The following is a 17,146-nucleotide window of genomic DNA, read 5'->3' as shown; positions in this document are numbered from 1 at the left end:
GGCCTATCTGAGCTTGAGGGTGGAGAGGCCGACCAGCGCCAGGATGACGGCGATGATCCAGAAGCGGATCACCACCTGGCTTTCGGTCCAACCGAGCTTTTCGAAATGATGATGGATCGGCGCCATCAGGAACACGCGCTTGCCGGTCATCTTGAAGTAGCCGACCTGGATGATGACCGAGAGGATTTCGACCACGAACAGGCCGCCGACGATGACGAGCACGATCTCGTGCTTGGTGGCGACCGCGACCGTGCCGATCAGGCCGCCCATGGCGAGCGACCCGGTGTCGCCCATGAAGATCGCCGCAGGCGGCGCGTTGAACCAGAGGAAGCCGAGGCCGGCGCCGATGACCGCGCCAAGCACGACCGCCAGTTCACCGGTGCCGGGCACGAAATGGATCTGCAGATATTCGGCGAACACCGCGTTGCCCGAGAGATAGGCGATGACGCCGAAGGACGCCGCCGCGATCATGATCGGCACGATCGCCAGACCGTCGAGGCCGTCGGTCAGGTTCACCGCATTGCCGGCGCCGACGATGACGAAGCAGGAGAACGGAATGAAGAACCATCCGAGGTTGACGATGAATTCCTTGGCGAAGGGGAAGGTCAGCGACGACGAGAACGGCGCCTGGCCATTGTGCATGATCGCCCAGGCGGCGATGCCGGCGATAACGAATTCCAACGCAAGCCGCGCCTTGCCGGAGAAGCCGAGATGCGACTGCTTCGTCACCTTCAGATAATCGTCGTAGAAGCCGATCAAGCCGAAGCCGAGTGTCACCAACAGCACCACCCAGACATAGATGCTCGACAGGTTCGCCCATAAAAGCGACGAGCCGATGATGCCGGACAGGATCATCAGGCCGCCCATGGTCGGCGTGCCCGCCTTCTTGAAATGGGTCTGCGGCCCGTCGGCGCGGATCGGTTGACCCTTGCCTTGCCTGAGCCGCAGCGAATTGATGATGGTCGGCCCGAAGATGAAGACGATCAGCGCCGAGGTGATCAGCGCGCCGCCGGTGCGGAACGTGATGTAGCGGAAGACATTGAAGACAGAGACCTTGTCCGCGAAATCGACCAGCAGTGTGAACATGCGCTTTCGTCCCCCGACTAGGTCTGGTTACTGGTTGTCGTCTTGGCCGGGAATTTGCCCAGCAGCGCATCGACCAGTTTTGCAAAACCGATGCCCTTCGACGATTTGATCATCACCACGTCGCCCGGCTTCAGCGCGGCGAGCAGCACCGGCTTCAACTCCTCGACGCCGGCGCGGTATTCCGTCCTGATATCGCCCGGTAGCGCTTCCGCCAGCGACCGCATTTCCGGCCCGCCGAGAAAGACTGTCCGCGTGCCCGTGCCGACGATGAGATCGGCAAGAGCGGCATGCAGCTTGGCCGAGTGGTCGCCGAGCTCCAGCATGTCGCCAAGCACGGCGATGCGCCTGCCCTCGCCCGTCACCGGCGTCGCATTGAGCAGCGCCATGGCGGCCGCCATCGAGGCCGGATTGGCGTTGTAGCTCTCGTCGATCAGTGTGATTTGGCCACCGGGCTGGCCCGAAGTCGAGCCGCCGGGGTGCCGCAGCACGTGGCGCTTGCCGCGTCCGCGCTCGGCCGAGAGATCGGCCAGCGCCAATGCAACCTTGTCGAGATCGGCGCCAATCAGATGCGCGGCGCCAAGCACCGCCAGCACGTTCTGCACCATGTGCCGGCCGGGAGCTCCGATACGGGCGATCACATCGTGGCCGCTGATCCTGGCGGCGATGTCGGAATGATCGGCATGTAACTCGCACTTGACCAGCTTGAAGGTCGAGCGAGCATTCTCGCCGAAGCCATAGACATGCTCGACGCCGGCAGCCTGTGCCATCTTGTCCAGCAGCTTGAAACGCGCATCGTCGCGGTTGAGCACCGCGGCACCGTCGGGCTCCAGACCCTCGAAAATCTCGGCCTTGGCCTTGGCGATCTCGTCCAGATTGCGAAAGAAGCCAAGATGCGCGGCCGCGATCATGGTGACGATGGCGACATGCGGCCGCACCATCTTCACCAGCGGCCGTATCTCGCCGGGATGGTTCATGCCGATCTCGAACACGGCATAGTCGCAGTCAGCCGGCATGCGCGCCAGGGTCAGCGGCACCCCCCAATGGTTGTTGAAGGACTGCGCCGAGGCATGCACCTTGCCGACGGCAGAAAGCACGTGGCGAAGCGCCTCCTTGGTTGTGGTCTTGCCCGCGGAGCCGGTTACCGCGATGATCCTGGCCTGCGAGCGGGCGCGCGCCGCGACGCCGAGCTTTTCGAGCGCAACCAGCACGTCCTCGACGACGATGATTGGCGCCGTCAGCCGGCCAAGAGACGGCAGCTTGCCTTCCGCCACCACCAGCACGCCGGCGCCGGCCTTGATGGCGGCGGTGACGAAGTCATGGCCGTCCATCGCCTCGCCCTTGATGGCGAAGAAGGCCTCTCCCGGCTGCAGGCTGCGGCTGTCGATCGAAATGCCCGATATGCCTTCGGGCATGGGGCCGAGCGGCCGCCCGTCCGTGGCGGCAACCAGCGCTTCCGATGTCCACAGCAAACTCATGCGGCACGCTCCCTGAGCGCGGCGCGCACTTCCTCATGGTCGGAAAAATGCAGGGTTTCAGAGCCGATCGTCTGGCCTTCCTCATGGCCCTTGCCGGCCACGATCAGCGTGTCGCCGGCATGCAGCATGCCGACAGCCTCGTGGATTGCCTTGCGCCGGTCGCCGATCTCGATGGCACCGGGCGCGGCGGCGAGAATGGCGGCGCGGATGGTCTCGGGCACTTCGGAGCGCGGATTGTCGTCGGTGACGATGACGACATCGGCGAGCCGGGTCGCGATCTCGCCCATGATCGGTCGTTTTCCCCGGTCACGATCGCCACCGCAGCCGAACACGACCATCACGCGCCCGGTGGTGAACGGACGCACCGAGGACAGAACATTTTCCAGCGCATCGGGCTTGTGAGCGTAATCGACATAGACCGGCGCGCCGCTCGCCGTGGTGCCGACCAGGTCTAGCCGGCCCGGCGCGCCTTTCAATTTCTCCAATGCCGCCAAGGCTTTGGCGACAGGTGTTCCTGTGGAAATGGCAAGCCCCGCCGAAACCAGCGCATTCGCTATCTGGAAATCGCCGGCGAGCGGCAGGTCGATCTCGTGGATCACACCGTCGGCCTCGACCTCGGCACGCTGGCGATGACGCTCATGCTCGACCCGCTTCAGCTTGAGGAAATCGCCATGGCGGCCGACCGTCAGCACGTCGAGCCCAGCGGCCCGCGCCGCCTTTATCGTCGGTTCCGACCACGGATCGTCGGCGAAGACGACGGCCGGTGCGCCCTTCGGCAGCAGCGTGTCGAACAGGCGCAATTTGGCGCGATGATAATCCTCGATCGTCGGATGGTAATCCATGTGGTCGCGGCCGAGATTGGTGAAGCCGCCAGCCGAGAGCTTCACCCCATCGAGGCGGCGCTGGTCGAGCCCGTGGCTGGAGGCCTCCATCGAAGCGTGGGTAACGCCGGCATCGGCCAATTCCCTCAGCAACTGGTGCAGGGCGACCGGATCGGGTGTCGTCAGCGAACCATATTCGTTGCGGCCGGGCGCAACCACGCCGGTGGTGCCGATCGAGGCGGCTGCGTATCCCGCCTGCTCCCATATCTGCCTGGTGAAGGCGGCGACCGACGTCTTGCCGCTGGTACCGGTCACGGCGACCATGGTTTGCGGCTGTATGCCGAAGTAGCGGGCGGCACTCAACGCCAGTGCCAGGCGCGGATCATCGACAGCCAGCACCGGAACCGGCAAATCGGCAAGGGCGCTGCCCGCGACGATCGCGGCAGCGCCACGCCGGGCCGCGTCGGCGGCGTAGCTGGCGCCATCGGCCCTGGTGCCGGCAAGCGCGAAAAAGAGGACGCCCGGTTTTACCTGGCGGGAATCCGACGAGATGCCGGAAACCTCCAGATCGGCGGAAGCTGTTCCTTCGACTGGCAGGATACCGGCTAGATCTTTGAGCTTCATCGAGTCCCGTTCACCGCAACAAAATAGCGCGCAGTTGCCGGCGCGCCCCAAGAATCACTGATAGGAAACCAGCGTTGCACCATTTTCATGGCTGAAATCTGGCTTCACGCCAAGCATTGCCGCTGCACGCCTGATGATATTGCCTGCCATTACCCCTGCATTGTTGGCCGCGACGTCGGTCATCCCGGGCTTTTCCGGATGCGGGGCGTCGGCGATCGTGAACACTAGATATTGCGGATCGTCCATCGGGAAGGCGGCGACAAAGGTGTTGAAATTCAACTCCTTCGAGTAACGGCCATTGATGACCTTCTCGGCCGTTCCGGTCTTGCCGCCGACGCGGTAGCCGGGAACCCGGGCGTTTCTGGCCGAACCCTTCTCGGCATTGAGCGAATAGAGGTAGCGCATGCCCTCGACAGTTTTTTCGGCAACCACTTTTTTGGCCGCCGCCATCGCATCCTCCTGGCTGCGGACCAGGAATGTCGGCTGCATCAGGAATCCGCCATTGACCAGCGCCGCGCAGCCGACGGCCGCTTGCAGCGGCGTCGTCGACACGCCATGGCCGAAGGCGATGGTGAACGAATTGACCTGCTTCCAGACCTTCGGCTCGGTCGGGCGGGCGACTTCGGGCAGTTCGGTCTGCATCTTCTCCAGAATGCCGAGGCGATGCAGGAATTCGCGATGCGCCTCGATGCCGACCAGCTCGGCCTCCCTGGCCGACCCGATATTGGAGGAATAGAGGAACACCTCCGGCAACGACAGCACGCGGTTCTTGCCGTGGAAATCGTGAATGGCCTGGTGGCCGACCCGGATTGGATGCGAAGCGTCGAAGCGGCTCGACATCGTCGCCTTGCCGGAATCGAGCGCCATGGCCGAGGTGAAGCTCTTGAACGTCGAGCCCATCTCATAGAGCCCCGCCGACATCCGGTTGAGCCGGTCCTTGTCCTGCGCATTGTAGGGATTGTTCGGATCGAAATCCGGCACCGAGGCCATGGCGACCACTTCGCCGGTCTTGACGTTGAGCACGACGGCGCCCGCCCCCATGGCGCGGTAGCGTTCCAGGCCGGCGGCGATCTCGTCGCGCACCACATGCTGGACGCGCAGATCGATCGAAAGCTTGACCGGCCTGAGATCCTTCGCCACCGCCAGGCCCGACGCCTGCAGGTCGCTCAGGCCCTGCTCATCGATATATTTCTCCATGCCAGAGATGCCCTGGTTGTCGATGTTGGTCAGGCCGACAATGTAGGATGAGGTTTCGCCGCTCGGATAAAAACGGCGCTTTTCGGTGCGGAAGCCAAAACCGGGAATGCCGAGCTGCATGATGTCGGCCTGCTGCTTGGGCGTCAGCTGCCGCTGCAGCCAGACGAAGCCGGCGCCGCTCTTCAGCTTGTGATAGGTCTGCTCGTAGTCGATTTCGGGCAGCACCGTCGACAGCTTCTCGATCGCCTCATCGGCATCGACGATGCGGCGCGGCTCGGCGAACAGCGACGCTGTCTTGATGTCGGTGGCCAGCACTTCGCCGTTGCGATCGACAATGTCGGGACGTGACGCGGTGACCCGGCTTTGCGGACCGCCCGATAGGTCGGGTGTCTGGAAACCGAGATAGACCAGCCGCCCGGATATAGTTGAGAAAATGCCGAAGAATACCGCCATCGTCATCACGATGCGCGCCTTGCCCTTGCCGCCGGTCGCCTTGCGGGCGCCTTCGACCACGATCGACCCGTCCCCGCCCGTCCTGGCGCGGCCTACCGTGGCGAAGCGTTTCAGCAGTTTGCCGATCATTGGGCGATGTCTCCGGTCACGACGGGATCCTTGTCGCCCAAGGGCGCCTTGTCGGAATTGTCGGCCATGGCGCCCTGGCGCCCGTTCAGGATGTCCTGGATGTCGAGGGCCTTGGCCGGCAGGTCGCCCAGGCCCACGATCTGCCGGGCACTGACCGGCTCCAAAGCGAGCTGCGATTTGTAGAGCTCGGCGAGCTTCTGCAGCCGCGACGGCTGGGTGAGCAGGCTCCAGTCGGCCTTGAGAAGGTCGATCGTGTCCTCCTCGTAACGTATCTCGGCATGGATCTTCTGCACGGCCGCCAACTGGTCCTCGGCCTCGCGCTTGGCCTTGTAGGTGAGGGCGGCGGCCGAAACCATGACGGCGATCAGGATGATATCGCTGGTACGAAACACGTGCTTACCTCTCCCCTGGCCGGTCGATGCCAGGAAGTTTTGGAAGGCCGAAGATCGAGAAATCGCCGCTGCGCGCCGGAGCCTCGGTGCGGATCGCGGCACGCAGTCTGGCCGAGCGGGCGCGCGGGTTGGCCGCAACCTCGGCGTCGCCTGCCGTCACGCCGCCACCAGCCTTGCGGAAGGTCGCGGTGCGCGCTTGCGCCTCCGGCATGTGGCGCGAGCCGGTCATGACGTCGGCGCGGTCGGCGATGAAACGCTTGACGATGCGGTCTTCCAGCGAATGGAACGTCACCACGACAAGGCGGCCGCCGGGCTTCAGCGCGCGTTCGGCCGCGAACAGCGCCTTGGCCAATTCACCAAGTTCGTCATTGACGAAGATGCGCAGCGCCTGGAAGACGCGCGTCGCCGGATGGATCTTGTCCTTCGGCGCGCGGCCGATATGCGTCTCGATCGCGTCGGCGAGTTCCAGCGTTCGCTCGAACGGCCGTTTTTCCCGGCGCGCCTCGATCATGCGGGCGATACGGCCGGCGTGACGCTCCTCGCCGAGGAAGCCGAAGATGCGGGCAAGGTCGCCCGGCTTGAAACTGTTGACGACATCGGCGGCGCTCAGTCCCGCCTGCGCCATGCGCATGTCGAGCGGTCCGTCGTTGCGGAAGGAAAAGCCGCGCTCGGCCTGGTCGAGCTGCATCGAGGAGACGCCGATGTCGAGCACGACGCCATCGGCGCTTTCCACGTGTTCGTCGAGCGTCGAGAACGGCGCCTGCACGAGCCGCAGCCGGCCCCCGGACCGCGCCTCGAGGTCGCGGCCGGCCGCGATGGCATCCGGATCGCGGTCGATGGCAACGACGGACGCGCCCGCCGCCAGGATGGCCTTGGTGTAGCCGCCGGCGCCGAACGTACCGTCGATGATGATGTCGCCCTCTGCCGGCGCCAGCGCTTCCAGCACTTCGCCAAGGAGGACCGGAATGTGGCGGACCGATCCGCCAACGGCGTTGATATCATCGCCGTGGCCCACCGTCATTCCAGTCGCTCCCCAGCCTTGGCCTCGTGAGCCTTCGTCCCCTGCCGAAGCTGCAAAAGCCTGGCCCGCGCCTGCGCCCCATAGGTCGCAAGCCGTCCCGGCTCCCAGATCTGAAAGAAATTGCCGCGCCCGACAAAGGCCACCTCCGCCGAGATGCCGGCATGCTCGCGAATGAAATCGGTCATGGTGATGCGGCCGTCCTGGTCGAGTTTCAGGAATGCGCCGTCGCCATGGCAGAAGAACGACATGTCGTCCGCTGCCTGCAGGAACGGGTCTTCCCGCGCGATGCGCTGCTCGTAGCGGTCGAGCAGATCGAGCCCGCCGACATCCATTGCCGGCAGGTCCAGGCAGCGCAGCGCATAGAGTTCCGAATAGCCGCGCTTCTGCACCACGGCACGAAAATGCGCAGGAACGGACACCCGCCCCTTCGCATCGATCCTGCTCACCGTGTTCGACAGAAACCGGTCCATCACACGTTGCGGCCGCTTGCGCCGCCGCACCCCTCTTCATCGTGTCGCACGCGCCACCGCCGCGCATTGCCTGCCCCGCACCCACCTCGTCCACACGGGCGAAAACCGGCAAACGCGCAGCCGCCGCGGCTGCCCGATTGGCGTACGCTCTACCCTGACGCGGAACGAAGGCTTTGATGTCTGGATGGGATATCATGGGGCACTATGGGCGTCAACGGGAATAGGCTTCTCAAACACGCGCATCATGCCGACGAGAAAGGCTTTGACAGCACGTCTCGTCTTTATGGTCTATTAAGCCTAACGAAGCGTTTAGAGCCTGCCTGGCCCAACTTGAGGCGCCTTGCCGCGAGCCGCCGCCGGGCATAGCGTCTCGTCCATCTCACCGATCGCCAAGGGATTTGAAATCGATGTCTGGAACTGCGAAGTCGCGCGCTGCAGCCCTTCCCCATTTGTGTCGCGGCGGGTTTGCCATGGGCGATTCCATTCCCCTGCCCCTGACCATGGCCGCCATCTTCCATGCTCCGGGCGATGCCACCGGCTTCAACCAGTACGGCCGCTTCAGCAACCCGACCTGGGATGCCGTCGAACACATGTTGTCCCATTTGGAAGACGCGCCTTGCGTCGGTTTTCCGTCGGGGATGGCGGCGATCTCGGCGGCATTCTTTGCCGTGCTCAAGGCCGGCGACCATATCCTGCTGCCTTCGGACGGCTATCACACCACCAGGGCGCTGGCCGATCGTTTCCTGAAGCCGCTCGGCGTCACCCACGATGTCAGGCCTACATCGACCTTCCTCGACGGCGGTTTCGATGGCTATCGCCTGGCCTTCGTCGAAACGCCAGCCAATCCGGGGCTGGACATCTGCGATATCGCCGCTGTCGCCGAAGCGGTTCACAAGGCCGGCGCGCTGCTGGTGGTCGACAACACGACGATGACGCCCTTCGGCCAGCGCCCTCTCGATCACGGCGCCGATGTCGTTGTCGCCGCCGACACCAAGGCGCCTAATGGCCATTCCGACGTGCTGTTCGGCCATGTCGCCAGCCGCAATGCGGATATCATCGCCGCGGTGACCGGCTGGCGCGAGGTCTCGGGCAGCATCCCCGGGCCGTTCGAAGCCTGGCTGGTGCATCGCGGCCTGGAAACATTGGACGTGCGCTTCGACCGCATGTGTTCGTCGGCGGAAGTGATCGCGCGGCGCCTGCAGGGGCATCCGGCGATAAGCGGCCTGCGCTATCCCGGACTGGAAGGCGATCCCTCGCACAATCTTGCCCGCGCCCAGATGGAGCGCTTCGGCTTCCTCATCTCCTTCGAACTCGCTTCCGAGCAGAAAGCCGAGGATTTCATCAACAATTGCAGCCTGATGCAGGCCGCGACCTCTTTCGGTGGCGTCCACACCTCGGCCGAGCGGCGGCTTAAGCGAGGCGATGCGGTTCCGGCCGGCTTCGTTCGCCTGTCGGTAGGCTGTGAGCCCGTGGAAGAACTCTGGAAGGCGATCGAGGCCTCGCTGGGCAGGATCGGCGGCTGACAAATCGACAAGCGGTTCAGCGTTGATGGAATCGCCGAACCGCTCTAACTCTTTGTTTTTACGCAATTCCACAAGGGAAAGCGCTACGCGCTTTTCCCGGGAAAACTGCTACCACTTTCCTGGAATTGTTCTAGGAGCCGAGGTCATCGGTTTCGATGTTGCGACGACCATGCAGCACGCGAAGAATTTCGATCGCATCACCGCCGACCCGGTACAAGGTGAGATATTCGCCGACAATCAGATGGCGGATACCCGGCGCTATGTCGTCGCGTGGCGCACCTGAAAAGGGATAAGTCGACAATTGCTGCCATCTTGCCGCGAAACGATCAAGCAACCGATCGGCTGCTGCCTCGTTGTTGCGCGCAATATGAAGCCAGATCGCAACCAAATCATCTTCTGCACGAGCGTTGCGGTCGATAGGCAGCAACTTCATGCCGCATCGTCAGATCGCAGACGCCTGCGGGCCTCCGCCTTGATTTCCTCCATCGAGGCAAACCGCCCAGGCCCGCTGTCGATCCCCTCCTGCACCAGCTTGCGCAGTTCTTCGATCGTGTAGCCCATCAGGTCGCGGCGGTCTTTCCATTGCCTCAATGCATCGCGGATCACCTCGCTCGCCGAGGCGTATTCTCCAGCCGCGACCACATCGTCGACCGCCTGCGCCAGTTCCGGCGAAAGTGTGATGCTGCGTTTGTCGACTTGACCCATGACAGGCTCCCGATAATGAGCCGTGATGGTACGATTTAATCGCACCAATTTCAAGAAAGTCGGCGGAAATCTCTGTCTTGTGGCGATGCAAAGCAGCACCGCGCCGTTGGATAAGAAGCTGCACCCATGGGTGCAACCTTCTGATATGAAAGACTTATCCTAGATATCGCGGAGAGAAACTGCCAGCTGGCCTGTAAGCCGGGTTTTGTATGGCCCTCGCCCCTTGCGAGGCGAGAACGTGGCGGCCATTCATCTTGGGCGCATGTTGCCATGCGCCTCACGCAACCTACCCGGACGGTGAGCCGGAAACAGCCCTCGAGGGTTTCCCCTCGCACCGCCCCTATTCGGTCTTGCTCCCGGTGGGGTTTACCGTGCCGCTCCTGTTGCCAGTCGCGCGGTGGGCTCTTACCCCACCCTTTCACCCTTACCCCGACAAAGTCGTGGCGGTTTGCTTTCTGTGGCACTTTCCCTGGGGTCGCCCCCGCCGGCCATTAACCGGCACCGTGTCTCCATGGAGCCCGGACTTTCCTCACCCGCGGCCTTTCGGCGTTTGCGGGTGCGGCCGCCCGGCCAGCTGGCAGGGCGTATAAAGGGGTTCACACCACAAAACGCAACCGAAAAAGCCGGTCGTGACCGGTTCTTGTCAAGCCGGCGCGCCGACAGCCGCCAACTGAACCTTGACCTTGCTGCAGTAAGCCGCCGAAACCGGGTTCATCCGGGTGGCGCCATGGCCGGCATTGTATTTCAGGATCGTGCCGCAGGTCGTGCCACCGCCGAGGTCGCGCGCCATGGCGAGGTACTTCATGCCGTATTTGATGTTGGTGTCGGGATCGAACAGGCCTTTGGCCGACCCGCTGTAACCCATCATGCGCGCGGTTGCCGGCTTGATCTGCATCAGGCCGATCTCGCCGGCGCCGCCGACCATGTTCGGCCGGTAGTTGCTTTCGATCTGGATCACGGCGTTGGCCAGCGACACCGGAACGCCGTAGCTCGCCGCGTAGCGGGCGACAATCGCGGAATACTGGCCGCCGCTCGTCACTGCCGACGTCGCCGCAGCGACGTTGCTGAGACCGATCGATGCCGTCCTCGTCATGTCCACGGTTTTGCGACCGCGCTTTGTCTGCCTCTTGGCAGAGGATTTCCTTGCCTTGGTCCAGCTTGCCTTTTCCACTTTCGCGGCAGCCTGCTTCGTCGTCGCCCTGGCACTCTTGCTGCTTTTGGCCGAAATGGCCTTGCCTTTGGCGGGTGCCGCGACGAAGCCCTGGTCGGCCCGCGGGCTGAACGGCGCGGCGTCGGCCGCACTGAAGGCAAAACTCATTACGCCGGCAGCAAGAGCTGCCGTTAAAACCGTCAATTTCTGCATGTGATCCTGTTCTGTTGGGACCGCGCGAAGATCTTCGCGTGGCATCGCTTGATCAATATCGGAACACCCGGGGGGCTGGACGTCCGACAAACTGTACGAAAAGCCCTTTGAAGCCCGATTTGGCGCCAATAAAGGCGGGGCAAGTCACTTTAAGTGACAGTTTGTAACTTTATGGCCAGGGAGGATTACTTGAATCAGGAATTGACCCTGGGTCAATTCCTGACGGAAGCAAGCAGCTTCTGCAGTGTGCGCATCGTCGAGCCGTCGGCAACTCCGTCGATCCGGCGCGGCCGGAAATGCCGTTGGAAGGCCTCGACCACGACCCGTGTCCGATCGTCGAAAACGCCCGATATTTCGACACCATAGCCATAGAGCGACAACATCGATTGCAGTGTCTCGACATCGGCACCGCGGTCACCGGGCTTCAGCGCGGCTCCGCGCCTGACGGGAGCGGCTGGCACGAGATGGCCGACCCCGGCCTTGAACAGCGCGGCCCATGGAAACTTCTCGCCGGGATCAATCTTGCGGCCCGGCGCCACATCGGAGTGCGCCAGCACCCGCTCGGCGCCGATCGCGTGCCGCGCGGCAATCCCCTTGCACAGCTCGATGACCGCCGTGATCTGACGTTTCGGAAAGCCGGGATAGCCCAGCGAGTGGCCCGGATTGACGATTTCGATGCCGACCGAGCAGGAATTGATGTCGGTGTGTCCGAACCAGGAACTCTGGCCAGCGTGCCAGGCGCGGTCGCTTTCCCGGACCATCTGCACGATGTGGCCATTCTCATGGACGAGATAATGCGACGAGACTTCACTCGCCGGGTCGCACAGCCAGGCTTCGGCCCCGGTACCACTCGCCATACCGGTATAGTGCAGCACGATCATGTCGGGCTTCTGCGCGTCGCGCCTTGGCCCGAAATTCGGCGATACCCTGACCTCGGCGCTCGGCTCGTCGGGCAGGAAGCCGGTCATGCGTGCCGCAGGCCCCGCTCGATCATCTCATAAGCGGCGTTGATCGCCGCGACCCTGGTCGTCGCGATCTTGATGAATTCCTGCGGCAGCCCGCGCGCGATCAACCGGTCCGGATGGTTGTCCGATACCAGCTTGCGATAGCGTTTTCTGACCTCCTCGAACGGCTTGCCGCGCTCGATGCCGAGCACGATATAGGGGTCGCCTGCGCCAAGATTGACGTGCCGCGCCAAGATCGATTCGTAATGCGTCTCATCGATGCGGAAGATCTCGGCGATACGGTGCAGGAAGATGCCTTCGCGCTCATGCACCAGCCCATCGGCCTTGGCGATGTGGAACAGGCCGTCGAGTATGTCTTCCAGCATCACGCAATTGGAGTGCCCGGAGCCGCAGAGTTGCGCCATGCGCTCGGCATAGGTTTCGAAACCGGCCACGTCCCGCTGGGCGAGATCGAACAGCCGCGCAACGTTGCGCGTCTCTTTCGGCGGCACTTCGAAGATTTCCTGAAAGGCGCGTACCTCATCCTGGGTGACGATGCCGTCGGCCTTGGCCATCTTGGCCGAAAGCGCGATCATCGCCACCGAAAAGGCGACGCGGCGGCGCAAGTCGGCGTCGCCGGAAAAAACCGTGCGCACAGCCTCGACCACGTCGGCAACGCCAGAGGTGGTTGAAGATGAAACCCGCGTGATGAAGTCGCCGAGGCGGTCCCAAATCGACATGGCCCGCTTCATAGAGCCAACCGATCCCCGCTATCAAGTCAATAACAGCCATCTGTCGGGTCTGTGAACGAGAGGCGCATTGCCGGTCCTGTCGTTGCCTATACGAGAAAAGGCCGGCGCAGAGCCGGCCTTCCTCCCAAGACACTTACTGCTTACAAACTACTGCGCGGGCGCAGGAGCGGGCGTTGCCGGAGCCGGCTCGGCAGGCTTGGTCGAATTGTCAGCCGGGGCCGCCGGCTTCATCGGCTGCTCGACAGGCGGCGGATTGGTGCTCTGCGTCGTGGTGTTGTCGGTGCCTGTGCCGCTGTCGCTGCAGGCCGCGACGCCCAGCAGGGCAAGGGCGGACAGGGAAGCAAGAACGAGCTTTTTCATAACATCTCTCCTTCGACACACGTTCACGTTGCGGTGAACGGTCGAGACACAAATGCCCGAGATCGCCATGGGTTTCGTAACGTTGCGTTTCCACCTGTAACATCAATGGCATGCAAGCGTTATTGCTGCCGGCGCTTCGGCGCTTTAACAACGACACCGGAAACGGAATACCGGAGACAGCCGCATGACCGCGAAATGGGATTTCTGGATCGATCGCGGCGGCACCTTCACCGATATTATCGGCCGTGACCCGCAAGGCGGGCTGCATCCGCGCAAGCTGCTGTCTGAGAATCCCGAAGCCTATGCCGACGCCGCCATTCAAGGCATTCGCGACCTGCTCGGCCTTGACACGGTCGCCGCGATCCCGTCTGGCCTGATCGGCGACATCAAGATGGGAACCACGGTGGCCACCAACGCCCTTCTGGAGCGCAAGGGCGACCGCGTCTTGTTGCTCATCACCAGGGGGTTTCGCGATGCGCTCAGGATCGCCTACCAGGCACGACCCGACATTTTCGCCAAGGAGATCATCCTCCCCGAGCAACTCTACGAGCGCATCATCGAGATCGACGAGCGTGTGCTCGCCGACGGCTGCGTCGAACGGTTGCTCGACATATCAGCTTGCCGGCCGGCCATAGAACAAGCGAAAGCCGATGGCATCGATGCCGTTGCCATCGCCTTCATGCATGCCTGGAAATATCCTGATCACGAGAAGGCGGTGGCCAAGGTCTGCCGCAAGCTTGGTTTCGGCCAGGTCTCGGTCAGCCACGAGGTCTCGCCGCTGATCAAACTGGTCGGCCGCGGCGACACCGCGGTGGTGGATGCTTATCTGTCGCCCATCCTCTCACGCTACGTACAACGGGTGGCGGGAGAACTGGGTGCGGCGGGAGAAAACGACGAATCCCCTCGCCTCATGTTCATGATGTCTTCTGGCGGCCTCACCGCCGCCGACATGTTCCAGGGCAAGGACGCGCTGCTGTCGGGCCCGGCCGGCGGCGTGGTCGGCATGGTCGAGACGGCGAAGCTCGCCGGTTTCGACAAGGTTATCGGCTTCGACATGGGCGGCACGTCCACGGACGTCGCCCACTATGACGGCGAGTATGAGCGTGCCTTCGACACCGAGGTCGCCGGCGTGCGTGTCCGCGCGCCGATGATGCGCATCCACACGGTCGCCGCCGGCGGCGGCTCGATCCTGCATTACGAGGCCGGCCGTTTCCGTGTCGGACCGGACTCCGCTGGCGCCAATCCCGGCCCCGCCGCGTACCGGCGCGGCGGTCCGCTGGCCGTCACCGATGCCAATGTCATGCTGGGCAAGCTGCGGCCCGATTTCTTCCCGTCGATCTTCGGCCCCGGCCAGGACGCGCCGCTCGACGCGGAAACCGTGCGCGCGAAATTCACGGCTCTCGCCGCCGGGATCGGTGACGGTCGCTCGCCCGAAGCGGTCGCCGAAGGCTTCGTCACCATCGCGGTCGAGAACATGGCCAATGCGATCAAGAAGATTTCGGTGCAGCGCGGCTACGACGTCACCGAATATCTCCTGAACTGTTTCGGCGGCGCCGGTGGACAGCACGCCTGCCTGGTCGCCGACGCGCTCGGCATGGAGGCGGTGCTGATCCATCCCTTCTCCGGCCTGCTTTCGGCCTACGGTATCGGCCTGGCCTCGGTCTTTGCCTCGCGCCAGCAGGCGCTGCTGAAGCCTCTCGCCGAGGAATCCAGAACGGAAATCGGCGGCCTCATCGCCACCTTGAAAAAGGCAGTGATCGCGGAGTTGGCGGCACAAGGCATCGCCGAGGGCTCGGTTTCCACCAGGCCCGTATTGCACATTCGCTATGACGGCACTGACACGGCACTGCCGGTGAATTTCGAGGCAGACTCGATCTTCCAGGCCAGGCGCGATTTCGAAATCGCACACAAGGCACAATTCGGCTTCGTCTATGACGACAAGCCAATGATCGTCGAGACCGTCGGCGTCGAAGGCACCGAAACCGGCCAGACCAGCGCCGAGGCCTATGCGCCTGCCGGACCTGCAACTGTCAAGTCAGCCACTTCCGAGACCCGGCGCATCTACACGGAAGGCCGGTGGCGTGAAGCTGGCGTCTACCGTCGCGAGACCCTCGGACCGTCCAATCTGGTCGCCGGGCCCGCCTTGATCATCGAGCCGAACCAGACCATCGTCGTCGAGCCGGGCTGGCAAGCCGAAATCACCAACCTCAATCACGTTGTCATACGCCGTACGGAAAAGAAAGCGCGCGCCGCTGCCCTTGGCACCGAGGCCGATCCGGTGATGCTCGAAGTCTTCAACAATCTCTTCATGTCCATCGCGGAACAAATGGGCGTGACGCTGCAGAACACCGCCTACTCCGTCAACATCAAGGAAAGGCTCGATTTTTCCTGCGCCGTCTTCGACCACACCGGGGCGCTGGTCGCCAATGCGCCGCACATGCCGGTGCATCTCGGCTCAATGGACCGTTCAGTCGAAACCATCATCCGGCTGAACTCCGGCGACATTCATCCCGGCGACGTCTTTGCCTTGAACGCCCCCTATAATGGCGGCACGCATCTGCCCGACATCACGGTGGTGACGCCGGTCTTCGACGATGCCCGGAAAAGCATCCTCTTCTGGGCGGCCTCGCGCGGGCACCATGCCGACATTGGCGGCACCGCGCCGGGCTCGATGACGCCGCTCGCCACCACGGTCGACGAGGAAGGCGTTCTGTTCGACAATTTCCGCATCGTCGACCGCGGAAAATTCCGCGAAAAGGAGCTGCACACGCTGCTCACGGACCACCGCTACCCGGCCCGCAACCCGCACCAGAACATCGCCGATCTGAAGGCACAGATCGCCGCCAACGAGAAAGGCGTGGCGGAACTTCGCAAGATGGTGGGGCATTTCGGCCTCGACGTCGTCGAAGCCTATATGGGCCATGTGCAGGACAACGCGGCCGAGAGCGTACGCCGCGTACTGGAGCGGCTGCCGGACACGTCGGAGTATGAATATCCGACCGACACCGGCCAGGCCATCAAGGTGAAGATCACCGTCGACCGGCAAAAGCGCGAGGCGACCGTCGACTTCACCGGCACATCGCCTGTCATGAAGAACAACTTCAATGCGCCCGAGCCGGTAGCCCGTGCCGCCGTGCTCTACGCCTTTCGCGTCATGGTCGAGGACATGATCCCGATGAATGCCGGCTGCCTCAGGCCGATCAATATCGTCATTCCCGACGGCTGCATGCTCAAGCCCACCTACCCTGCCGCCGTCGTCGCCGGCAATGTCGAGACTTCCCAGCATGTCACCAACGCGCTGTTCGGCGCCATGGGCGCGATGGCCAACGCGCAGGGCACGATGAACAACCTGACCTTCGGCAACAAGCAGTATCAGTATTACGAGACGATCTGCTCCGGCTCGCCGGCCGGCCATATGAACTCCGGCCGCGGCTTTGCCGGTACCTCCGGCGTCCACACCCACATGACCAATTCGCGCCTCACCGACCCGGAGGTGCTGGAACTGCGCTTTCCCGTGGTGCTGGAGGATTTTCACATCCGCCAGGGATCCGGCGGCAAGGGCAAATGGAACGCCGGCGACGGCACCAAACGCACCATTCGCTTCCTCGAGAAGATGGAATGCGCGATCCTGTCCTCGCACCGCAACCGCCCGCCGCAAGGGCTGGACGGTGGCGGCGACGGCGAGGTCGGCTCGACCAAGGTGCGCCGCAACGACGGCACGTTCGACGTGCTGAGGGCTTGCGATCAGACCGTGCTCGAAGTCGGTGAGGCCGTCATCGTGACCACGCCGACGCCGGGCGGGTTTGGTAGGCTGTAAAAAGAAGGCGTCAA

15 protein-coding genes and 1 other RNA gene are annotated in these 17,146 nt (G+C 63.4%); 2 read left to right on the top strand and 14 right to left on the bottom strand.

Going from position 1 to position 17,146, the window contains the following annotated elements:
* Nucleotides 1-3: 3 nt before the first annotated feature.
* From mraY to mraZ, 7 genes are read right to left on the bottom strand one after another with little or no spacing between them, the layout of a single operon-like run.
* A complete protein-coding gene (gene mraY, locus M653_RS0101235; RefSeq protein WP_027141646.1) occupies nucleotides 4-1,086 on the bottom strand; it encodes a phospho-N-acetylmuramoyl-pentapeptide-transferase in 1,083 nt (360 codons plus the stop codon).
* 17 nt (nucleotides 1,087-1,103) lie between these two features.
* Nucleotides 1,104-2,561, bottom strand: coding sequence for a UDP-N-acetylmuramoylalanyl-D-glutamyl-2,6-diaminopimelate--D-alanyl-D-alanine ligase (locus tag M653_RS0101230; protein WP_027141645.1), 1,458 nt, complete (start codon nucleotides 2,559-2,561; stop codon nucleotides 1,104-1,106).
* On the bottom strand, nucleotides 2,558-4,006 hold the full coding sequence (locus M653_RS0101225) for a UDP-N-acetylmuramoyl-L-alanyl-D-glutamate--2,6-diaminopimelate ligase (RefSeq protein ID WP_027141644.1): 1,449 nt from the start codon (nucleotides 4,004-4,006) through the stop codon (nucleotides 2,558-2,560). Before M653_RS0101225 ends, M653_RS0101230 begins: the two co-directional genes overlap by 4 nt.
* A gap of 54 nt (nucleotides 4,007-4,060) precedes the next feature.
* Nucleotides 4,061-5,785 carry a penicillin-binding protein 2 gene (locus M653_RS0101220; protein WP_027141643.1) on the bottom strand — a complete coding sequence of 575 codons (1,725 nt, stop codon included), beginning with the start codon at nucleotides 5,783-5,785 and terminating at the stop codon, nucleotides 4,061-4,063.
* Nucleotides 5,782-6,177 carry a hypothetical protein gene (locus M653_RS0101215; RefSeq protein WP_027141642.1) on the bottom strand — a complete coding sequence of 132 codons (396 nt, stop codon included), beginning with the start codon at nucleotides 6,175-6,177 and terminating at the stop codon, nucleotides 5,782-5,784. The genes M653_RS0101220 and M653_RS0101215 overlap by 4 nt, the downstream gene beginning before the upstream one ends.
* 4 nt (nucleotides 6,178-6,181) lie before the next feature.
* Nucleotides 6,182-7,198, bottom strand: a complete 1,017-nt coding sequence (gene rsmH / locus M653_RS0101210; protein WP_027141641.1) for a 16S rRNA (cytosine(1402)-N(4))-methyltransferase RsmH — start codon at nucleotides 7,196-7,198, stop codon at nucleotides 6,182-6,184.
* Complete coding sequence (mraZ, locus tag M653_RS0101205) at nucleotides 7,195-7,668, bottom strand: division/cell wall cluster transcriptional repressor MraZ (protein ID WP_027141640.1); 474 nt, start codon at nucleotides 7,666-7,668, stop codon at nucleotides 7,195-7,197. Before mraZ ends, rsmH begins: the two co-directional genes overlap by 4 nt.
* A gap of 407 nt (nucleotides 7,669-8,075) precedes the next feature.
* Here mraZ and M653_RS0101200 point away from each other — a divergent pair, with 407 nt between their 5' ends.
* Complete coding sequence (locus tag M653_RS0101200) at nucleotides 8,076-9,191, top strand: cystathionine gamma-lyase (protein ID WP_027141639.1); 1,116 nt, start codon at nucleotides 8,076-8,078, stop codon at nucleotides 9,189-9,191.
* Nucleotides 9,192-9,321: 130 nt separating this feature from the next.
* Here M653_RS0101200 and M653_RS0101195 read toward each other — a convergent pair whose 3' ends face one another.
* From M653_RS0101195 to M653_RS0101170, 7 genes are all read right to left on the bottom strand, one after another.
* Nucleotides 9,322-9,624, bottom strand: a complete 303-nt coding sequence (locus M653_RS0101195) for a type II toxin-antitoxin system RelE/ParE family toxin (RefSeq protein WP_027141638.1) — start codon at nucleotides 9,622-9,624, stop codon at nucleotides 9,322-9,324.
* Nucleotides 9,621-9,896 carry a type II toxin-antitoxin system ParD family antitoxin gene (locus M653_RS0101190; protein ID WP_027141637.1) on the bottom strand — a complete coding sequence of 92 codons (276 nt, stop codon included), beginning with the start codon at nucleotides 9,894-9,896 and terminating at the stop codon, nucleotides 9,621-9,623. The genes M653_RS0101195 and M653_RS0101190 overlap by 4 nt, the downstream gene beginning before the upstream one ends.
* A 178-nt stretch (nucleotides 9,897-10,074) precedes the next feature.
* An RNA gene (rnpB, locus tag M653_RS1000000134890) (RNase P RNA component class A) lies at nucleotides 10,075-10,474 on the bottom strand.
* Nucleotides 10,475-10,539: 65 nt separating this feature from the next.
* Nucleotides 10,540-11,259 (bottom strand): transglycosylase SLT domain-containing protein, encoded by a 720-nt coding sequence (locus M653_RS0101185; protein WP_027141636.1) that lies wholly within the window; start codon nucleotides 11,257-11,259, stop codon nucleotides 10,540-10,542.
* Between the two features lie 212 nt (nucleotides 11,260-11,471).
* Complete coding sequence (locus M653_RS0101180) at nucleotides 11,472-12,227, bottom strand: N-acetylmuramoyl-L-alanine amidase (RefSeq protein ID WP_027141635.1); 756 nt, start codon at nucleotides 12,225-12,227, stop codon at nucleotides 11,472-11,474.
* The gene (locus tag M653_RS0101175) at nucleotides 12,224-12,943 is read right to left on the bottom strand and encodes a DnaJ family molecular chaperone (RefSeq protein ID WP_027141634.1); all 720 of its coding nucleotides are present in this window, start codon (nucleotides 12,941-12,943) and stop codon (nucleotides 12,224-12,226) included. The genes M653_RS0101180 and M653_RS0101175 overlap by 4 nt, the downstream gene beginning before the upstream one ends.
* Nucleotides 12,944-13,102: 159 nt before the next feature.
* The gene (locus tag M653_RS0101170) at nucleotides 13,103-13,315 is read right to left on the bottom strand and encodes a hypothetical protein (protein WP_027141633.1); all 213 of its coding nucleotides are present in this window, start codon (nucleotides 13,313-13,315) and stop codon (nucleotides 13,103-13,105) included.
* A gap of 184 nt (nucleotides 13,316-13,499) precedes the next feature.
* On the opposite strand from M653_RS0101170, the gene M653_RS0101165 reads away from it, so the two are divergent.
* On the top strand, nucleotides 13,500-17,132 hold the full coding sequence (locus M653_RS0101165; RefSeq protein ID WP_027141632.1) for a hydantoinase B/oxoprolinase family protein: 3,633 nt from the start codon (nucleotides 13,500-13,502) through the stop codon (nucleotides 17,130-17,132).
* The last annotated feature ends 14 nt before the right edge of the window (nucleotides 17,133-17,146 follow it).

Source organism: Mesorhizobium sp. WSM3626, assembly GCF_000513935.1.
In the GTDB taxonomy this organism is placed as follows: Bacteria; Pseudomonadota; Alphaproteobacteria; order Rhizobiales; family Rhizobiaceae; genus Mesorhizobium; species Mesorhizobium salmacidum.
Note: the sequence above shows the minus strand (reverse complement) of the source record. Positions and strands in the feature narration are given on the sequence as shown.

Coding starts and splice junctions, on each gene's coding strand:
- M653_RS0101225 (WP_027141644.1), bottom strand. CDS start 4,006: ATGAAGCTCAAAGATCTAGCCGGTATCCTGCCAGTCGAAGGAACAGCT.
- M653_RS0101200 (WP_027141639.1), top strand. CDS start 8,076: ATGTCTGGAACTGCGAAGTCGCGCGCTGCAGCCCTTCCCCATTTGTGT.
- M653_RS0101165 (WP_027141632.1), top strand. CDS start 13,500: ATGACCGCGAAATGGGATTTCTGGATCGATCGCGGCGGCACCTTCACC.
- M653_RS0101195 (WP_027141638.1), bottom strand. CDS start 9,624: ATGAAGTTGCTGCCTATCGACCGCAACGCTCGTGCAGAAGATGATTTG.
- rsmH (WP_027141641.1), bottom strand. CDS start 7,198: ATGACGGTGGGCCACGGCGATGATATCAACGCCGTTGGCGGATCGGTC.
- M653_RS0101180 (WP_027141635.1), bottom strand. CDS start 12,227: ATGACCGGCTTCCTGCCCGACGAGCCGAGCGCCGAGGTCAGGGTATCG.
- M653_RS0101220 (WP_027141643.1), bottom strand. CDS start 5,785: ATGATCGGCAAACTGCTGAAACGCTTCGCCACGGTAGGCCGCGCCAGG.
- M653_RS0101175 (WP_027141634.1), bottom strand. CDS start 12,943: ATGTCGATTTGGGACCGCCTCGGCGACTTCATCACGCGGGTTTCATCT.
- M653_RS0101190 (WP_027141637.1), bottom strand. CDS start 9,896: ATGGGTCAAGTCGACAAACGCAGCATCACACTTTCGCCGGAACTGGCG.
- mraY (WP_027141646.1), bottom strand. CDS start 1,086: ATGTTCACACTGCTGGTCGATTTCGCGGACAAGGTCTCTGTCTTCAAT.
- M653_RS0101170 (WP_027141633.1), bottom strand. CDS start 13,315: ATGAAAAAGCTCGTTCTTGCTTCCCTGTCCGCCCTTGCCCTGCTGGGC.
- mraZ (WP_027141640.1), bottom strand. CDS start 7,668: ATGGACCGGTTTCTGTCGAACACGGTGAGCAGGATCGATGCGAAGGGG.
- M653_RS0101185 (WP_027141636.1), bottom strand. CDS start 11,259: ATGCAGAAATTGACGGTTTTAACGGCAGCTCTTGCTGCCGGCGTAATG.
- M653_RS0101230 (WP_027141645.1), bottom strand. CDS start 2,561: ATGAGTTTGCTGTGGACATCGGAAGCGCTGGTTGCCGCCACGGACGGG.